Annotated in this window: 16 protein-coding genes; 7 read left to right on the top strand and 9 right to left on the bottom strand. The window is 67.7% G+C overall.

Features of this window, described 5'->3' with window-relative positions:
• Positions 1–4: 4 nt before the first annotated feature.
• The 5 genes from doeB to C7H84_RS28450 all read right to left on the bottom strand — a co-directional run bounded on the left by doeB (position 5) and on the right by C7H84_RS28450 (position 5749).
• Positions 5–1030 carry a N(2)-acetyl-L-2,4-diaminobutanoate deacetylase DoeB gene (doeB, locus tag C7H84_RS28470; protein ID WP_121861915.1) on the bottom strand — a complete coding sequence of 342 codons (1026 nt, stop codon included), beginning with the start codon at positions 1028–1030 and terminating at the stop codon, positions 5–7.
• 4 nt (positions 1031–1034) lie between these two features.
• Positions 1035–2243: an ectoine hydrolase DoeA gene (gene doeA, locus C7H84_RS28465; protein ID WP_121861914.1), complete on the bottom strand. Its 1209-nt coding sequence runs from the start codon at positions 2241–2243 to the stop codon at positions 1035–1037.
• Between the two features lie 10 nt (positions 2244–2253).
• The gene (locus C7H84_RS28460) at positions 2254–3258 is read right to left on the bottom strand and encodes a cyclodeaminase (RefSeq protein ID WP_121861913.1); all 1005 of its coding nucleotides are present in this window, start codon (positions 3256–3258) and stop codon (positions 2254–2256) included.
• Between the two features lies 1 nt (position 3259).
• Positions 3260–4231, bottom strand: coding sequence for a hydroxyectoine utilization dehydratase EutB (gene eutB, locus C7H84_RS28455; RefSeq protein WP_121861912.1), 972 nt, complete (start codon positions 4229–4231; stop codon positions 3260–3262).
• A 105-nt stretch (positions 4232–4336) separates the two neighbouring features.
• Positions 4337–5749 (bottom strand): PLP-dependent aminotransferase family protein, encoded by a 1413-nt coding sequence (locus C7H84_RS28450; RefSeq protein ID WP_121861911.1) that lies wholly within the window; start codon positions 5747–5749, stop codon positions 4337–4339.
• Between the two features lie 457 nt (positions 5750–6206).
• Here C7H84_RS28450 and C7H84_RS28445 point away from each other — a divergent pair, with 457 nt between their 5' ends.
• The 7 genes from C7H84_RS28445 (at position 6207) to C7H84_RS28415 (ending at position 12869) form a co-directional block, all read left to right on the top strand.
• Positions 6207–6689, top strand: coding sequence for a MarR family transcriptional regulator (locus tag C7H84_RS28445; RefSeq protein ID WP_121861910.1), 483 nt, complete (start codon positions 6207–6209; stop codon positions 6687–6689).
• The gene (locus C7H84_RS28440) at positions 6686–8842 is read left to right on the top strand and encodes an FUSC family protein (RefSeq protein WP_121861909.1); all 2157 of its coding nucleotides are present in this window, start codon (positions 6686–6688) and stop codon (positions 8840–8842) included. Before C7H84_RS28445 ends, C7H84_RS28440 begins: the two co-directional genes overlap by 4 nt.
• Before the next feature lie 34 nt (positions 8843–8876).
• Positions 8877–9089, top strand: a complete 213-nt coding sequence (locus tag C7H84_RS28435) for a DUF1656 domain-containing protein (RefSeq protein WP_044849171.1) — start codon at positions 8877–8879, stop codon at positions 9087–9089.
• A 2-nt stretch (positions 9090–9091) separates the two neighbouring features.
• Positions 9092–10054, top strand: a complete 963-nt coding sequence (locus tag C7H84_RS28430; RefSeq protein WP_121861908.1) for an HlyD family secretion protein — start codon at positions 9092–9094, stop codon at positions 10052–10054.
• Positions 10051–11562 (top strand): efflux transporter outer membrane subunit, encoded by a 1512-nt coding sequence (locus C7H84_RS28425; RefSeq protein WP_121861907.1) that lies wholly within the window; start codon positions 10051–10053, stop codon positions 11560–11562. Before C7H84_RS28430 ends, C7H84_RS28425 begins: the two co-directional genes overlap by 4 nt.
• A gap of 180 nt (positions 11563–11742) precedes the next feature.
• The gene (locus C7H84_RS28420) at positions 11743–12168 is read left to right on the top strand and encodes a TOBE domain-containing protein (RefSeq protein ID WP_121861906.1); all 426 of its coding nucleotides are present in this window, start codon (positions 11743–11745) and stop codon (positions 12166–12168) included.
• Positions 12169–12503: 335 nt separating this feature from the next.
• Positions 12504–12869 (top strand): bleomycin resistance protein, encoded by a 366-nt coding sequence (locus C7H84_RS28415; RefSeq protein WP_121861946.1) that lies wholly within the window; start codon positions 12504–12506, stop codon positions 12867–12869.
• A 111-nt stretch (positions 12870–12980) separates the two neighbouring features.
• Here the strand turns inward: C7H84_RS28415 and C7H84_RS28410 are convergent, their stop codons facing one another.
• The 4 genes from C7H84_RS28410 to C7H84_RS28395 form a co-directional block, all read right to left on the bottom strand.
• Complete coding sequence (locus C7H84_RS28410) at positions 12981–14042, bottom strand: DMT family transporter (protein ID WP_121861905.1); 1062 nt, start codon at positions 14040–14042, stop codon at positions 12981–12983.
• An 802-nt stretch (positions 14043–14844) separates the two neighbouring features.
• Positions 14845–15507, bottom strand: coding sequence for a ProQ/FinO family protein (locus tag C7H84_RS28405; RefSeq protein ID WP_121861904.1), 663 nt, complete (start codon positions 15505–15507; stop codon positions 14845–14847).
• A gap of 581 nt (positions 15508–16088) precedes the next feature.
• On the bottom strand, positions 16089–16580 hold the full coding sequence (locus C7H84_RS28400) for an NAD(P)H-dependent oxidoreductase (RefSeq protein ID WP_121861903.1): 492 nt from the start codon (positions 16578–16580) through the stop codon (positions 16089–16091).
• A gap of 190 nt (positions 16581–16770) precedes the next feature.
• Positions 16771–17424, bottom strand: coding sequence for a TetR/AcrR family transcriptional regulator (locus tag C7H84_RS28395; RefSeq protein ID WP_121861902.1), 654 nt, complete (start codon positions 17422–17424; stop codon positions 16771–16773).
• Positions 17425–17473: the final 49 nt, after the last annotated feature.

Raw genomic sequence — 17473 nt, 5'->3', positions numbered from 1 at the left:
GTCCTCACACTGCCACCGGAATGTTGCGCTCGACGATGTCGGCGACAACCGCGATCGTGTCGCCGGCCTGCACGATGCCCGGGAAGTGCCGGGCCGCGAGCAGCCCGCGCCGCCGCGCGACGTATTCGACCGGCGCGACGCCCGTGCGGTCGATGTCGTGCACGCGCGCAAGCACGTCGCCGGCCGCCACCTCGCTGCCGAGATCGCGGCACATCTCCAGCAGCCCGCGATGCTCGCTCGTCGTGAAGCACGAGCCGTCCGGCATGTCGAGCAGCGTCGTCGTGCGCGGCGCGTTGCCGTCGATGACATCCTTCGCGAGCACGCCCGCATGCGCGAGAAATCCATACACGCCGCGCTCGGCGATCGCGACGCTCGCGGCCGTCGACGAACCGCCGCCGCCCAGCTCGGTCGACACGAATACCTTGCCGGCTTCCTCCGCCGCGGTGTCGAAGAGGCCCACGCTGTCGAGCTCCAGCATGCGCATCGAGTACGGCGCGCCGAACGCGCGCATCGCGCGCTCGCACCGTGCCTCCTGGTCGCGGTCCTCCAGCACGTGGATCGCCGCGAACGGCACGAAGTCGAGCGTGCGGCCGCCCGCATGGATGTCGAGCACGTGTGTCGCGAGCGGCAGCAGATGCCGCTGGAAGTAGTCGGCGATCTTCTCGGTGACGGTGCCGTCCGGCCGCCCCGGAAAACTCCGATTCAGGTTGCCGGCATCGATCGGCGACGTGCGGCAGCCGGCGCGAAACGCCGGATAGTTCATGAACGGCACGACGATCACGCGGCCGGTCACGTCGGCGGCCTTCAGCGAACCGGCGAGCTTCGACAGCGCGACCGGCCCCTCATATTCGTCGCCGTGGTTGCCGCCGGTCAGCAACACCGTCGGCCCGTCGCCGCGCTTCACGACGGTCATCGGAATCATGATCGCGCCCCACGCGGAGTCGTCGCGCGAGTAAGGCAGCTTCAGAAAGCCATGCTGTTCACCGTCCGCGTCGAAGTCGACGGTTGGCGTAATCGGAGAAGCACGCATCGTCCTACTCCTTCACGAACAGCTTGCGCGGCGTGTTGCAGAACGTCTCGACGCCGGTCTCGGTGATCAGGATGCTCTCCGTGATCTCCAGCCCCCAGTCGTCGAGCCACAGTCCCGGCATGAAGTGGAACGTCATGCCGGGTTCGAGCACCGTGCGGTCGCCCGGGCGCAGGCTCATCGTGCGCTCGCCCCAGTCCGGCGGATAGCTGGCACCGATCGGGTAGCCGCAGCGGCTGTCCTTCTCGATGCCCGCGCGGCGCAGCACCGCGAAGAACGCATTCGCGATGTCCTCGCACACGTTGCCGGGCTTCGCGGCCGCGAGCCCCGCCTCGATCCCTTCGACCACCGCGCACTCGCCTTCGATGAAATGCGCGGGCGGCTTGCCGAGATAGACGGTGCGCGACAGCGGGCAGTGATAGCGGCGGTAGCAGCCCGCAATCTCGAAGAACGTGCCGGCGCCGCGCGCGAACACGGAGTCGTCCCAGGTCAGATGCGGCGCGGCCGCGTCGGCGCCGGTCGGCAGCAGCGGCACGATCGCCGGATAGTCGCCGCCGAAGCCGTCCGCGCCGCCGATGCCGGTCGCATAGATCTGCGCGACGAGATCGCTCTTCTTCATGCCGGGCTCGATCGCATCGACGATGTGCGCGTGCATGCGCTCGACGATTCGCGCGGCCACGCGCATGTACTCGATCTCGCGCGGCGACTTCACCGCGCGCTGCCAGTTCACGAGCGCCGTCGCATCGACCCAGCGCGCGTTCGGCAGATGCTTCTGCAGCGATGCGTACGCCGCCGCGCTGAAGTAGTAGTTGTCGAGCTCGACGCCGATGCGCAGCGTGCTCCAGCCGCGCGCGGCGATCACTTCGGTCGACAGGTAGTCCATCGGGTGACGGGCCGTCGACTGCACGTAGTGATCGGGGTAGCCGACGATGTTGTCGTGCGCCATGAACGCGGTGCGCTTCGCGCCGTTCGCGTCCTGGCCGCGGCCGTACCAGACGGGTTCGCCGTCCATCGGCAGCAGCACGCACTGGTGCACGTAGAACGACCAGCCGTCATAGCCGGTGAGCCAGGCCATGTTGGTCGGGTCGGTGACGATCAGCAGGTCGATGCCGGCCCGCTGCATCGCCGTGCGCGTCTTCGCGATGCGCGCAGCGTATTCGCTGCGCTCGAACGCGAGACGCGGCACGGCTTCATGGGTTTCGATGACTGCGGACATCTGTCTCCTCTCAGGTCGTGAGGTCGTTGTGGAAAATCGTGCCCATCTCTGCCGCGCGGGCGCGCTGCAGCGCGAGCACGGCAATGGCGGTGTCCTGCGCGCCGGTGCCGGTCAGGTCGCAGATCGTGATGTCGTCGCGATGCGTGCGGCCGTCGCGCTGCCCGACGATCACCTGGCCGAGTTCGGGAAACACGGCGTCGGCCGCGACCGCCCCGGCCGCGATCGCATGCGCGAGTTCGCCGGCCACGCGGGTCTGCTGCAGCCGGTCGCAGAAATAGCGCGCCGCGCCGAACACCGACGGCGCGAGCTCGGTCTTGTAGTCGGCGTCGGAGCCCATGGCCGTCACGTGCAGCCCTGGATGCAGATCCTCGGCATGCACGAGCGGCTCGCGGCTAGGCGTGGTCGTGACTGCGATGTCCGCGTCGGCGAGCGCCGCATGCACCGAGCGCGCGACGACCGCATCGATCCCGTGCGCGGCGCGCACGTCGGCCGCGAATCGCGCGGCACGTTCGGCGTCGCGTGCCCACACCGTCACACGCGTGATGTCGCGCACGAGCATCAGCGCGTCGAGCTGCAGACGCGCCTGTTCGCCCGCGCCGACGATCGCCGCGCGGTGCGCATCGGCCCGTGCGAGCCGGCGTGCGGCGACCGCTCCGGCCGCCGCGGTGCGCACGGCCGTCAGATAGCCGTTGTCGAGGAGCACGGCCTCGGTCAGGCCGGTTTGCGCAGACAGCACGAGCATCAGCCCGTTCAGGCTCGGCAGCCCGAGCGACGGGTTGTCGAAGAAGCCGGGGCTCACCTTGATCGCGAAGCTGTCGAAGCGCGGCAGGTACGCGGTCTTCACGTCGACTTCGCCGTGACGCGCGGGCAGCGCGAGATTGAGAATCGGCGGCATCGCGACGGCCTCGGTCGCGAGCGACGCGAACGCGGCTTCGACCTGATCGATCGCAGCGATGTCGAGCGGGACCAGCGCGCGCAATTGCGCCTGCCCGAGCAGCGTGACGGGATGGGCCATGTCAGTTCTCCGAAACGAGCCGGCGATGCACGGCCATGTCGATGTTCGCGCCGCTCACGACCACGACGATGGGGCCGCCGCGATCGCGGCGCGCAATGCGTTCGTCGAGCAACGCGGCCATGCCGACGGCGCCCGCGCCTTCCACGACGAGCCGTTCTTCGCGATACGCATGCGCGATGCCGCGCGCGATCGCCGGCTCGTCGAGCAGCACGACGTCGTCGGCCAGCGTGCGCGTCATGTCGAACGTGTAACGGTTGTCGAGGCCGATGCCGCCGCCGAGCGAATCGGCGAGCGTCGGCTGTTCGTCGACGTCGATCGGGCGTCCGGCCGCAAGGCTCACATGCATCGCGGCGCCGCGCGCCATCGACACGCCGATCACCTCGATCGACGGCCGGATGGCCTTCGCGGCAAACGCGACGCCGCTGAAGAGTCCGCCACCCGACAGCGGCACGATGAGCGTGCCCGCGTCGGGCAACGCTTCGAGGATCTCGAGCCCGATCGTCGCCTGCCCCGCGATGATCCGCGGATCGTCGAACGGCGGCACGTAGGCATAGCCTTCGTCGCGCACGAGGCGCCGCGCTTCGATCTGCGCGTCGTCCTGGCTGTCGCCGGCGATCACGACCCGCGCGCCGAGCGCCGCGACCGCGTCGACCTTGTTGGCCGGCACGAGCGACGACATGCACACTGCCGCGTCGATACCCAATGCACGCGCCGCGTGAGCCACCGCGCGGCCGTGATTGCCGGTCGATGCGGTGACGACACGCGTCACGTGCCGCGCGGCGAGTTCAGCGAGCGCGTTGGTCGCGCCGCGCAGCTTGAAGCTGCCGGTCGGCTGCAGCGTTTCGAGTTTCAGGTGGACGGGTGCGCCGACGCGCGCGGACAACGCGGCGGACGCGACGAGCGGTGTGACGCTCACATGCCCGGCAATGCTGCGGCGCGCGCGATAGACGTCGGACAGCGACAGGAAGGACATGGAACGCACGCCTCGTTGATGTGGTGCGATCCAGTCTAATGTTCCAAATGGCGCTTTCGAATGTCCTGGTACATTCTGCGTCGCGCATGGGACGCCGGCGTCGCTTCAATGAAAATCGTGCACGTGCGGATACTGCTCGAACACGCCCGCGATGGTCTCGAGCGCCGCGTTGCATGCGGCGTCCGTCGTCTCCGCGCCGATGCACACGCGCACCGCGTTCGGCCGCTCGGTGCTGCCGACGAGGAACGGATCGGGCGACGTCACCGCGATCTTGCGCGAACGCAATTCGCGCACGAGGCGGTCGGCTTGCCAGTAGTCGGGCACGCGCAGCCATGCCGACAACGCGTTCGGATGCGCGCCCAGCACGTAGGGCCCCAGCGCGGCCTTCACCATCTCCTGGCGCACCGCGAGCCGCTGCCGCTGCAGTTCGACGAGCCGCCGCGCGGTGCCATCGGCGATCCAGCGTGTCGCGATCTCCGCGATCGGCGACGTCGCCATCCAGCTGCTCACGCGCAGCACGCTCTCGACGCGCAACGCGAGCCGCCTCGGCATCGCGAGGTAGCCTGTGCGCAGGCCGGTCAGCACCGATTTCGTCATGCTCGTGCAGTAGAAGCCGAGATCCGGAATCAGGCTCGCGATCGGCGTGGCCGTCTTCGCGGGCAGCGGGCCGTACACGTCGTCCTCGATCACGTACACGCCGTAGCGCGACGCGATGCGCGCGATCGACTTGCGGCGCGAATCGGACATCATCGATACCGTCGGATTATTGAGCGTCGGCGTGCAGACGAGCGCGCTGATCTTTTCGCTGTCGCACATTTCCTCGAAATGTTCGGGACGGATTCCGTGTTCGTCCATCTCGAGCCCCTTCAGCGTAAACCCGAGCACGTTCGCGGAGCCGATCACGCCGTGGTCGGTCAGGCTCTCGCACAGCACGGTGTCACCGGGTCCGACGATCGACGCCAGGGCAAGAAAGATGCCGTGCGCGGCACCGTTCGTGATCAACAGTGACTCGGGGTGGACCGGCAGGTTGAGCGACGCGAGCCACGCGGCGCCGGCCTCGCGATGCGCGTCGAGGCCCGCGATCGGCCGGAACGAGCGAATCCACGGCTGATCGTCCGCGCCAGCCAATGCCGCGCACACCGATCGCCACGCAGCGTCATGCTCCGATGTATGCACGATACGCGCGATGGAGAAGTCGACCAGCTCGCGCTCGGCCGTGTCGAGCATGTAGTTCGACATCGATTCGGTCACGCGCGCGGCCACGAAGCTGCCGCGCCCCACTTCGCAGCGGATCAGGCCCTGCCTTTCAAGTTCCTTGTACGCGTTGGTGACGGTCTGCACGCTGACGCCGAGGCTCGACGCGACGTCGCGCTGCGGCGCCAGCCGCGCGCCCGGCGCGAGCGCGCCGCTTTCGATGTCGGTGGCGATCGCCTTCACGAGCCGCTTGTATTTCGACTCGATGCCATGCACCGCGCCGATCGCGTCGTGCCAGCGCGCCGATACCTCGGTCCGTCCCATCTCGATGTCTCCGTCGTTGCTTCCGCATGGTCGCTCAGAAAGACACCCGGAGATTATTGTCCTAGTGCAATCGCGGGCGGAATCAGGACGAAGCCGCGCGCGGCGGGCGACACATTCCTTTGGCGCGGCCAGTACGCGGCCGCCGACGGGCTCGGGGCTTCGCGCTTGCAACGTCCCCATATCCCGGACACCCGGCGCTCATACATGGAATGGAATCGCTGCGGTCCGACCGGTATGGTCTGCCCGTCCGCCGGTTTGCACTGGCGCACATTCCGGTCCCGCTCACGTTCACATCCTTACAGCTTGACCGGCCGCGGCCCGGCCGCCTAAATTGCTCTCTGAAGGACGGCGCCCCGGGCGAGGGCGATGACATCCGGGTGACAACATCGGGGTGACAACATCCGGGCGACAAAAACGATAGTTTGCTATCGAATGTTTTTGCCCTATCATCTCGCCCATGACCAATCTGCACGACCTTCGCCTCGCCGTCAGCAGCCTGCTCGTGCTCACCGCCCGCAAATGGCGTCGCACGAGCGACGCCGTGCTGACCACGTACAACGTCTCCGAAGCCTGCGCGACACCGCTGCTGATCGCCGGCCGTCTCGGCGAAGGCGTGCGCCAGGGCACGCTCGCCGAACACGTCGGCATCGAGGGGCCATCGCTCGTGCGCCTGCTCGACCAGCTGTGCGCGGCCGGTCTCGCACGCCGCGACGAGGATCCGCACGACCGCCGCGCGAAAACGATCTCGCTGACGGCCGCCGGCCGCGCGGTCACCGCCCGGATGGAAGAAGACCTGCGCGTGCTGCGCGCACAGGTGCTCAAGGGCGTCACGCGCGCCGATCTCGAAGCGACGCTGCGCGTGCTGAACGCGTTCAACGCGGCCGATGCGCAGCAGCATCCGGCGCAGCGTTCGCCCCACCCCGCCGATTCCGCGTCATGACCTTTCCGAGCGTTCGCGACTGGCTGTTCTCGGGCAAGACGTTCGCCGCGTCGATGCTGGCGCTGTACCTCGGCCTGTATTTCCAGCTGCCGCGTCCTTACTGGGCGATGGCAAGCGTCTACATCGTGTCGAACCCCTTCGTCGGCGCGACGCGCTCGAAGGCGCTGTATCGCGCGCTCGGCACCGCGCTCGGTGCGGCCGCCGCGATCCTGTTCGTGCCGCCGTTCGTCGAAACCCCGCTCCTGTTCAGCATCATCGTCGCGACGTGGTGCGGCACGCTGCTCTACCTCGCGATTTCCGACCGCACCGCGCGCAGCTACGTGTTCATGCTTGCCGGCTATACGATGCCGCTGGTCGCGCTGCCGACCGTCACCGATCCGTCGACGATCTTCGACGTCGCGATCGCGCGGACCGAGGAGATCGTGCTCGGCATCGTGTGCGCGAGCGTGGTCGGCGGCGCCGTGTTCCCGAACCGGCTCGCGCCGACGCTGATCGAGCGCACCGACGCATGGTTCAAGGACGCCGCGTTCTACGGCCGCGAGACGCTGTCCGGCCACCTCGCGGGCAAGGCGCTGTCCGCGTGCCGGCAACGCCTCGCCGCGACCATCACCGGCCTCGAATTCCTGCTGAGCCAGCTGAGCTACGACCATGCGCACCCGCGCGTGCTCGCGCGCGCGCAGGCGCTCGCCGGCCGGATGCAACTGTTCCTCCCGCTGATGTCGTCGCTCGCCGATCCGCTGATCGCGCTGATACGCGACCTGCACGTGCGCCCGCCCGCGCTCGACGCGCTGCTCGCCGACGCCGCGAAGTGGTTCGACGCACCGCTGCCGTCCTTGACGGCCGGCGCCGACGGCGAGACGGCCCACGATCCGGTCGCGGACAACCTGCGCGAGCGCATCGCGTCGCTGCAGCCGCCCGACAGCGCGCTGACGAGCTGGGACGCCGCGCTGCTGTCGAACGCGCTGTGGCGGCTGCACCAGGTCATCGACATCTGGCAGGACTGCCGCTCGCTGCGCGCGCTGATCGCGAACGAGTCGGGCGTCTGGCAGCCGCGCTACCGGCACTGGCGCCTCGGCGGCACCGAGCGTTTCTTCGACCGCGGGATGATGCTGTTCTCGACGCTGACGGTCGTCGGCGCGATCGTGTTCGCGTGCTGGCTGTGGATCGAGTCCGGCTGGCACGACGGTGCCGGCGCAGTCACGCTCATCGCCGTCGCGTGCAGCTTCTTCGCCGCGCTCGACGAGCCCGCGCCGCTCGTGTTCAAGTTCTTCCTCGCCACCACCGCGAGCGTCGTGTTCGCGGGCCTGTACCTGTTCGTCGTGCTGCCGCACGTGCACGACTTCCCGATGCTCGTGCTGATGTTCGCCGGCCCGTTCATCCTGATCGGCACGCTGCTGCCGCGCCCGCAGTTCAACATGGTGACGATGCTCGTCGCGGTCAACACCGCGACCTTCGTCAGCATCCAGAGCGCCTACGAGGCCGATTTCTTCGTGTTCCTGAACAGCAACCTCGCGGGGGTCGCCGGGCTGCTGTTCGCGTACGTGTGGACACGTGCGACGCGGCCGTTCGGCGCCGAACTCGCGGTGCGGCGCCTGCTGCGCTCGGGCTGGGAGGATGTCGCGCGTTCCGCGTCGACGCAGCCGCTCGACGACCAGCGCAATCACGCGTCGCGGATGCTCGATCGCGTCACGCAGCTGCTGCCGCGTCTCGGCGCGTCCGACGACCACCGCCATCCGTCGATCGAAAGCTTCCGCGACCTGCGCATCGCGCTGAACGCGCTCGACCTGCGCCGCTCGCGCCGCAAGCTGTCGGGCGACGTGCCCGACGCGATCGACCGTGTGCTGGCCGGCGTCACCGATCACTACGCGCGCTGCGCGGCCGCGAATGCGCGCCAGCCGGTGCCGCCGGCGCTGCTCGCGTCGATCGACGATGCGTTGCAGCGCGTGGCCGGCCACAACCTGCCGCGCGCGTCGACGGCACCCGCACCGGCCGACGACGGCCCGACGCCCGCCGCCCCCGCCACGCCCCCGACGGGGGCCACGCATCGCCGGCTGCGCGACACGCTGCATGCGCTCGTCGGCCTGCGGCTGTCGCTGTACCCGGCCGCGTCCGCGCAGCCGCCGCATGCCGCACCGGATGGAGCCCGCGCATGATCCCGCTTTCCAACCTGTCTTTCCGACCGCGACCATGATCGGCGAAATCGACATCTTCGGCGTATTCGTGCCGGCTCCGCTCGTGCTGATGCTGATCGCCTACCTGATCAACATCGTCGTGCGCGCGCTGCTCGAGCGCGTCGGCTTTTACCGCCTCGTCTGGCACCGTTCGATCTTCGACCTCGGCATCTACGTGTTCGTGCTTGCCGCCGTCGTCATCGTCTCTCACCATCTCGTGGCTAGCTAACCGTGAAAAAAACCTGGCTCTCGGCAGGGCAGATCCTGCTCACCCTGATCGTCGTCGTCGTGGCCGCCCTCGTGCTGTGGCGGATCATCAACTACTACATGTTCTCGCCGTGGACGCGCGACGGGCACGTGCGCGCCGACGTGATCCAGGTCGCGCCCGACGTGTCGGGCCTCATCACCGCGGTGCAGGTCGCCGACAACCAGGAGGTCAAGCGCGGCCAGGTGCTGTTCGTGATCGACCAGGCCCGCTACACGCTCTCGGAACGGCTCGCCGAAGCGACGCTCGCGCAGCGCCGCGCGACGCTCGCCCAGGCGAAGCGCGAATATGCGCGCAACCTGCAGCTCGGCAACCTGGTCGCCAGCGAACAGGTCGAGGAAAGCCGCACGCGCGTCGAGCAGGGCGAAGCCGCGGCCGCCGATGCGCAGGTGTCGCTCGACACCGCGAAGCTGAACCTGCAGCGCACGACGATCGTGAGCCCCGTCGACGGCTACCTGAACGACCGCGCGCCGCGCGCCGGCGAATACGTGCCGGCCGGCCGCGCGGTACTGTCGGTCGTCGACCGCAATTCGTTCCGTGTCGACGGCTACTTCGAGGAAACCAAGCTGCGCGGCATCCATATCGGCCAGCCGGTCGACATCGTCGTGATGGGCGAGCCGCATCCGCTGCGCGGCCACGTGCAGAGCATCGTCGCCGCGATCGAGGACCGCGACCGCACGCAGGGCGCGAACCTGCTGCCGAACGTGAACCCGGCATTCAGCTGGGTACGGCTCGCGCAGCGCGTGCCGGTACGCGTCGTGCTCGACGAGGTGCCCGACGATTTCCGGATGATCGCCGGCCGCACCGCGACCGTCGCGGTGCGCACCGACACGCGCCGCGACGACAACGCAAAGCCGGCCGCCGGCGCTTCCGCGGCAGCTTCGGCGTCCGCGCCCGCGGCCGTCAGCGCGACCGGAGCCTCGCAATGAACCGGCACGGCCTGCGCCTCGCCGCGGCCCTCGCGCCGCTCGCGCTCGCACTCGGCGCGTGCAAGTCCGTCGGCCCTGACTACACGCTGCCGCAGCAGGCGTACGTGAACGCGCCGCTCGCGAATCATGCGCTCGACGACGCGGACGGCACGCTCGTATCGCGCAACGCGGTGCCCGGCAACTGGTGGCAGCTGTACGACGATCCGGTACTCGACGCGCTCGTGCGCAGCGCGCTGAAATCGAACACCGACCTGCGCGTCGCCGCGGCCAACCTCGCGCGTTCGCGCGCGACGCTGGAGGTCGCGAACGAGCAGGGCGGTTTTTCCGGCCGCGCGGAAGCAGCGGTGCAGCGCGCGCAGGAATCGGCCGAGCAATATCTGCTCGAAAACAAGCTGCCGGTCGTCAACGAAGGCACGGTCGGCATCAACGTTTCGTACGAACTCGATCTGTTCGGCAAGCTGCGCCGCGGCGTCGAAGCTGCACGCGCGGACAGCGAAGCCGTGCAGGCAGCCGCCGACCTCGCACGCATCACGGTCGTCGCCGATGTCGTGCGTGCGTATGTCGAATCGTGCTCCGCCGGCGACGAGCTCGCGATCGCGAAGCAGTCACTCGCGCTGCAGCAGCAGCGCGTGAAGCTGTCGCAAAGATTGCGCGACGCCGGGCGCGGCAACCAGACCGACGTGACGCGCGGCGTCACGCAAGTGCGCACGCTCTCTGCCGACATCCCGCGTTTCGAAGGTCGCCGCAAGATCGCGCAATACCAGCTCGCCGCGCTGCTCGCGCGCTCGCCGGCCGACCTGCCGAAGGCGGTCGCGGAGTGCGAGCGGCTGCCGAAGCTGCGCCAGCCGATTCCGATCGGCGACGGTGCCGCGCTGCTGCGCCGGCGCCCCGACGTTCGGGAAGCCGAACGTCAGCTCGCGGCCGCGACCGCACGGATCGGCGTCGCGACCGCCGCGCTGTATCCGTCGGTCAGCATCGGCGCGTCGGCCGGTTCGGTCGGCGTCGCCGCCGACCTGTTCTCGTCCAACACGAATCGCTGGTCGTTTGGACCACTGATCAGCTGGTCATTCCCGGTCAACGGCCAGCGCGCACGCGTGCGCGAAGCCGAAGCCGCGACCGGTGGCGCGCTCGCGCATTTCGACGGCATCGTGCTGAATGCGCTGCGCGAAACGCAGTCGAGCCTCGCGACGTATGCGGCCGACGTGCAGCGCACCGATGCGCTGCGCACGGCGTATGAATCGGCACGCAGTTCCGCTGACGAAACGCACCGGCTCTTTGCAGCCGGCCGTGAATCCTTCATTTCCGATCTCGATGCGACGCGCACGCTGACCAGCGTGCGCGCGCAGGTCGCCGCGGCCGAAGGGCAAGTCGCCGCCGATCAGGTGAGGCTGTTCCTCGCGCTCGGCGGCGGTTGGGAAGGTGATGCGGCGCCCGCCGCGGCGCAGCAGACGTCGGCGGCGGCAGCACCGGCTGCTGCATCGGCTGCTGCATCGGCCGCAGGGAAGTAAGCGCACGCGGAACGGCACCACGCGCACGATACGCGCGCTGTTCCGCACCATCCTGCGCGGTCTCGCATGTCCGGTATGTCGAAGCAGGCGTCTCGCTTCGCCTGCATTGCCGGTAAACTCGTCCGCTGTTTTCGTCATTCGCTTGCCGCCAGCCGGCGGCCCCTTTTCCGGAGAGTCATCATGCGAACCAGCGCCCGTAATCAATTCGCCGGCCAGGTCGGCGCGGTCAAGCCTGGCGCCGTCAACGACGAAATCACGTTGCGTACCCGGGACGGCCTCGACATCGTCGCCGTGATCACGCACGGCAGCGCCGCATCGCTGGGTCTCGCGGCCGGCACGAACGCATTCGCGCTCGTCAAGGCATCGTCGGTGATCGTGATGGTCGACGTCGACAGCAGAAAGGTGTCGGCCCGCAACTGCATCGCGGGCACCGTGGCGTCGATCGCGAAAGGTGCGGTCAATTCGGAAGTCGTGATCAAGACGGCAGGCGGCGCCGAGATCGTCGCGATCGTCACGAACGACAGCGTCGAGCGTCTCGGCCTCGCGAGCGGCAAGGCCGCGTCTGCGATGTTCAAGGCATCGAGCGTGATCGTCGGCGTCGACTGATCGCCCGGTCGATTGCAATGGTGCCCCGTCGCACGCCGCGACTGGACGCGACGCGCAACGCTCGATCGGCGTGTCGGCGTGTCGGCGTGTCGGTGTGTCGGTGTGTCGGTGTGTCGGCGGGCACGATGACGTCCGCACTCGAACACGCGCACGAGCGTGCGTATGAGCACATACTGCAATCGCTGCCGTCCGGGGCCGCAGTCTCCGCGGCAGCGTAGTCACGACGGGAGCCCGCATGGCTTGCCGCAACGCATCGTTTGACCGATCATGCGCAACAGCCGTACGCGCGCTTTCCCGCGCGTTCGTTCGATCGCAACGCCCACCGGAGCAGCAACTTGACCGACCTGGCGAGTCCCAACCTGCCGTCTCGCGATTTCGCGGCCACGTCGCTTTTCTACGCGAAGCTCGGCTTCGTCGAAACCTGGCGCGACGACGGCTGGATGATCCTGCGACGTGGTGAGCTGTTGCTGGAGTTCTTTCCGCACCCTGACCTCGATCCGGCCACGAGCTGGTTCAGTTGCTGCTTCCGGCTCGCCGATGTCGGCGCATTTTTCGACGCGGTGCTCGCAGCCGGCATTCCCGAGCAAACGACCGGCTGGCCGCGCGCGCATCGACCGAAACGCGAGGCGTGGGGCGGCATCGTGGGCGCGCTGATCGATCCGGACGGTTCGTTGATCCGGTTGATTCAGATGGAAGATTGAAGCGGCTGCTCGTCACCCGCAACGATCGACAAGGAGCGCCGCGGTGGCCGCGAAACCGCCGCACCATAAATGGCTACCTTGAGATATCCGACACGCGCCCTGGTCGCGCGATCAGTGCCGATGGCGATGGTGAATGTCGGGGAAATGCGCGTGACTGTGCGTGATCGGCAGATGCACGTGCGCATGCGTGTGCGGTTCATCGCCGTCGTACGGAAAGTCGTGCGTGTGCTGGTGATGTTCATCGTGCCGATGGCGGTGCGTATGCTCGAGCCGCTCGTGCGCGTGCTCATGCACGTGCCGTTCGCGCACGTGCAGCCAGATGCCGAGCGCCATCAGCGCGGCCGCGATCCAGAACGTGATGGACGGTAACGCCGGCCAGATCAGCAACGACAACACGACGCCGAACAACGGCGCCACCGAGAAATACGCGCCCGTGCGCGCGCTGCCGAGATGACGCAGCGCGACCACGAACAACACGAGACTGATCCCGTAGCCGCCGAGGCCCGTCAACATCGCGGCGGCCGTGGCCGGAAGGGCCGGCAGCGACGCGCCGGTCGCGAGCGCGATGCCGATATTCACCGGGCCGGCGACCAGGCCCTTCACGCACGCGATGACCATCGCGTCGTTCGCGGCGACCTTGCGCGTCAGGTTGTTGTCGACCGCCCAGCACAGGCAGGCGCCCGCGATCAGCAGCGCGCCGAGCGGCACGCCCGTGCTCCCCGGCACCCACGACAGCAGCGTGCCGCCCGCGACGATCGCAACCATGCCGAGAAACACCTGGAGATCCACGTTCTCGCGGAACACGACCCACGCGATGATCGCCGTCAGCACACCTTCGAGATTGAGCAGCAGCGCGCTCGTCGCGGCCGGCGTGCTCGATAGCCCGAGCATCAGCAGCGCCGGACCCGCGATACCGCCGGCCGCGATTGCGCCGGCGAGCCACGGCAGGTCTGCAGGTTGCAGCGGTGCTGCGTCCTCGGCGGGCATGCGGCGGTTGCGCAGTCGACGCAGCAGGATCCCGATCGCGAGGCCGATCCCGCTGCCGAGATAGAACAGCCCGGCGACCATGAACGGCGACATTGCACCAAGCAACGCCTTGGCGAACGGCGTCGCGGCACCGAACAACGCGGCGGCGGTGAGCGCGACGAGAATCGCGGAATGTCTGGGGTTCATGATGCGATTTTTACCTGGCGACTAAAGGCGTTGAATCCACGGGATCGACACGCTTCGCGTGGTGCCGGCAATGCGTATGGTTTGCGTGTGCCCGTCAATGTTGGAGATGACGGGCCGAATCGCGTCGGTTTCGGAGCCTGTCGTGTCATGCGCTGTCGGCAATCGATGTATGTCGATGCGGCGGTTCCGGTTGCGGAGATTATCGCGTTTGCATTACGGATCGCCAACTGGTGCGCAGACGGAGCGGCGGGAGGGGGCGCGGTGGCGTAATGGGACGTCACGCCGCTCTTCACACTACGGCGGGATTTCACGCGTTTCCATGGCTTTCTATATACATAGGTATGCAGATCAATTCGCCGCTGGTGTGCAAAGCTCAATATTTTGGAGCCGAATACCCACATGGATGTCCGTCGGCGACGAACTCGATGCCATACGCGTCGACCGTTTTCCCGGAAGTATCGACTCGCAGTCGCACTGCAATACGCGTCTGAGAATGATTCCTCGAAGGGAACGGCACGGTGAACTCGCGATGCACCTCGACCCTGCTCGAGGTCCGCCCGCCATGCTCGCTCGACACGACAAGCGATGCATCGTGCAATGCGGCGTGCACCGACGCGCTTTCGTCGTCAAGGCCGATCGGCAGTTCGATGCTGATGGGGTAATGGGAAACTGACCGGCGATGTCGCCGTAGAGGCGGTCCCGACCCACCCCGAGTGGGGACAGGTCGGTCTGTCGTGGGATGCGCTGCATGCACGGGGCACGCAGGCCGTCACCGCGCGCTCACGCGGCGACGCGTCGCGTATTACTCGCTTGCTGCCGTCTGCTGCTCGGCTTGCGGTGCTGCGTCGACCGGGGCTTCCACGTCCGCCGGCTGCGGCGCGGCGTCGGCCTGCGCTTCGGCCTTCGGCTGCTGCGGAGCGCCCTTCGCTTGTGCACCGCCCTTGTTGCCCGGACGACGCGACTTCAGCCGGCGCGCACGGGCCGCGTCGTCATGCGTCACGCGCCCGGCTTCGTTACCTTGCAGATCGACACGCACCGCGTCTTCGACGAGACACGACCAGTACCGATTGCCGCGGCACCACGTGGACATCGCCTCGCGCAGCTCGGCTTCGCTCAGGCCGATGGCCTGCGCTTCGCGGGCGAGGTCGTCCCAGATACCGACCTTCAGCGGCACCTTCGGGGCCGGATTCTTCGGGAACGCGCGCGGGAAGCGGCGCTGCAGTTTGCCGATCGCGACGATGACCGGATCGACCGGGGTCGACGGCTTCGACGGCTTCGCCGAAGCGGGCTTGGCGCCGGACGGCGCTTTGGCCACGGCACCCGATTTGGCCCCGCGAGCGGGCCGGTCGCCGGACTTCGGCTTCGCGCCAGCGTCCGGTTGCGTCGCCGGTCGCTTCGCGTTGCGCTCCTGCTTGGCCTTGGCTGCGAGCTGCGCCCGCAATTCGGCAAGTTGTTCAAAACCCATAAATTCAATCCACCAGGAATATAAGGTGTGGTTCGTGCGGCCATTCCGCACATCGGCGTTCGCCGCATCGCCTGCGGCTTGTCTGCCACCGATGCGGAACATTGCGGGGCCGCATCGCCACGACCACTGTTTCAGGCACCCGGCCACGATGCCGGACAAAGGCAGGAGTGGAAGTATACCGGTACGCGCGGCAGTCGGTTGACTCACCGGTTCGCAATTTGCCCGATTCGGGGTGCGGGCGTTGCATCCGCGCGGTCGCGTTGCGCATTATGGCGGCGTTTTCGTCCGGTAGCGACATGCGCGTTACGTAGTGTCGCTTTCTGCACGTCGCTTTCCGGTACGCGAATCGCGCGTCGCATCGGTTATTCCACAGTACGAAACGGCGGGCGTGGGCGTGGGTGCGAACGGCGTCGACCTTTGCGGACTCGCGCGGTACGAAAGACGGGACTTCCGAATGCGATTCGCGCGACGTGGCGGCGTTCGGGGCCGATCGCTATGCGCGTTCCATTAGTTGCGTACGCATCGATCTTGGCCTTTGCGCGCGAATGCGGCGCCGAATCGGACAGCTTGACGGACGGCCATCAGAACACGCCGAGCGCAAGCCCCGCAGCAATACCGGCACCGATCTCCGCGCAGCGCGCGAGATCCTCGCTATCGATTGTCTTCGGTGCGAGGATGCGCTCCGGCGTCTGCGCATGGGTGCAAACGATCAGGCCCGGTGCCACGTTCCTGAGCCGCCATCCGGTCGCGATCCGATCGATTTGGCGCAGCGCATTTTGACCATCGCTGCCTGCGCAAATCATCGCCGCATACGGGCGGCCGTTCACGCGATCCAGCGCCGCGTAGTAGCAGCGATCGAAGAAATCCTTCATCAATCCGGACATCGCCGCGAGATTTTCCGGCGTCGCGAACAGATAGGCGTCGGCCGCAAGCACGTCGTCCGCGCTGGTCGCATCCGCGCGCTGCAGTCTGACGTCGACGCCGGGTTGCTCGCGCGCAGCGGCCGCAGCCGCTTCGGCCATCTGCTGCGTGCCTCCGGTCATCGTGTGATAGACGATCAATAGCGTCTTCATCGGTGTTCGCTCGCGTTCGGTTTTCACGTATGACCGCTGCTTGTGTTGGTGCGGCCTGGACTATTGCATCGACGCGTGTGCCGGGATCTGCGTTTTTATTCCGAGCGGCACTGACTTCAACGTGACGGCTCACACGGGCCTCGAATATATCGCCGCGCTCGCTGCGCTTCGCACTTTCGCTCGACGCCGGTCAGTCCTGCCCGGTTTGTGGCACACCGGCGTGGTCCACACGCGCGTAGTACGCGAGAAACATGTCTGCCGCCGCTTCCGCGACCTTCTGCTGTTCCCGAGCCTCGAGCGGCGGCTGCCCCATCGTCACCTGCGGCCAGAACGCAAACGCCTTCACGATCCCATGCAGTTGATGCGCGGCGAATACCGGATCCGTCGCCAACAGCCGGCCGGCCGCCACGGCCGCACGGATCCAGACTGTCACGTCCTCTTCGCGCTCGCCCATGCGTTCGACCATGTCGCGCGCGCGTTCCGGAGAATGGATGGCCGCGCCAATCGCGACGCGCGCAAGTGCGAGAAACGCTTCGTCGTTCAGCAGCCGCAATTTGCGGCCCAGCAGCGCGAGCAGTTGCTCGCGCAATGGCACATCCGCGCGGTATGTCGGCGCGCCAGTGGTCAGCGTCGCTTCCCACAGTTGATGCAGGATCGCGGCGAACAACGCCTCCTTTCCTGGGAAGTGGTTATAGACGGTGCGCTTCGACACGTCCGCGCGCGCCGCGATGCGATCCATGCTGGTCGCGTCGTAGCCGGCCGCGAGAAATTCGTCGATCGCCGCCGCGAGAATGGCCGCGCGCTTTCGATCGGTCAGGCGCTGAGGAGAAGTGCTCGTATCCATACAAAAATTTTACACCGCCGAGTTTACTTTTCCCAGGGATAAACTACAC

The organism is Burkholderia sp. Nafp2/4-1b, assembly GCF_003635165.1.
Lineage (GTDB): Bacteria > Pseudomonadota > Gammaproteobacteria > Burkholderiales > Burkholderiaceae > Burkholderia.
Note: the sequence above shows the minus strand (reverse complement) of the source record. Positions and strands in the feature narration are given on the sequence as shown.

Excerpts from the sequence above, each read along its gene's own strand:
- doeB (WP_121861915.1), bottom strand. The coding sequence starts at position 1,030 with ATGCGTGCTTCTCCGATTACGCCAACCGTCGACTTCGACGCGGACGGT.
- doeA (WP_121861914.1), bottom strand. The coding sequence starts at position 2,243 with ATGTCCGCAGTCATCGAAACCCATGAAGCCGTGCCGCGTCTCGCGTTC.
- C7H84_RS28460 (WP_121861913.1), bottom strand. The coding sequence starts at position 3,258 with ATGGCCCATCCCGTCACGCTGCTCGGGCAGGCGCAATTGCGCGCGCTG.
- eutB (WP_121861912.1), bottom strand. The coding sequence starts at position 4,231 with ATGTCCTTCCTGTCGCTGTCCGACGTCTATCGCGCGCGCCGCAGCATT.
- C7H84_RS28450 (WP_121861911.1), bottom strand. The coding sequence starts at position 5,749 with ATGGGACGGACCGAGGTATCGGCGCGCTGGCACGACGCGATCGGCGCG.
- C7H84_RS28445 (WP_121861910.1), top strand. The coding sequence starts at position 6,207 with ATGACCAATCTGCACGACCTTCGCCTCGCCGTCAGCAGCCTGCTCGTG.
- C7H84_RS28440 (WP_121861909.1), top strand. The coding sequence starts at position 6,686 with ATGACCTTTCCGAGCGTTCGCGACTGGCTGTTCTCGGGCAAGACGTTC.
- C7H84_RS28435 (WP_044849171.1), top strand. The coding sequence starts at position 8,877 with ATGATCGGCGAAATCGACATCTTCGGCGTATTCGTGCCGGCTCCGCTC.
- C7H84_RS28425 (WP_121861907.1), top strand. The coding sequence starts at position 10,051 with ATGAACCGGCACGGCCTGCGCCTCGCCGCGGCCCTCGCGCCGCTCGCG.
- C7H84_RS28420 (WP_121861906.1), top strand. The coding sequence starts at position 11,743 with ATGCGAACCAGCGCCCGTAATCAATTCGCCGGCCAGGTCGGCGCGGTC.
- C7H84_RS28410 (WP_121861905.1), bottom strand. The coding sequence starts at position 14,042 with ATGAACCCCAGACATTCCGCGATTCTCGTCGCGCTCACCGCCGCCGCG.
- C7H84_RS28405 (WP_121861904.1), bottom strand. The coding sequence starts at position 15,507 with ATGGGTTTTGAACAACTTGCCGAATTGCGGGCGCAGCTCGCAGCCAAG.
- C7H84_RS28400 (WP_121861903.1), bottom strand. The coding sequence starts at position 16,580 with ATGAAGACGCTATTGATCGTCTATCACACGATGACCGGAGGCACGCAG.
- C7H84_RS28395 (WP_121861902.1), bottom strand. The coding sequence starts at position 17,424 with ATGGATACGAGCACTTCTCCTCAGCGCCTGACCGATCGAAAGCGCGCG.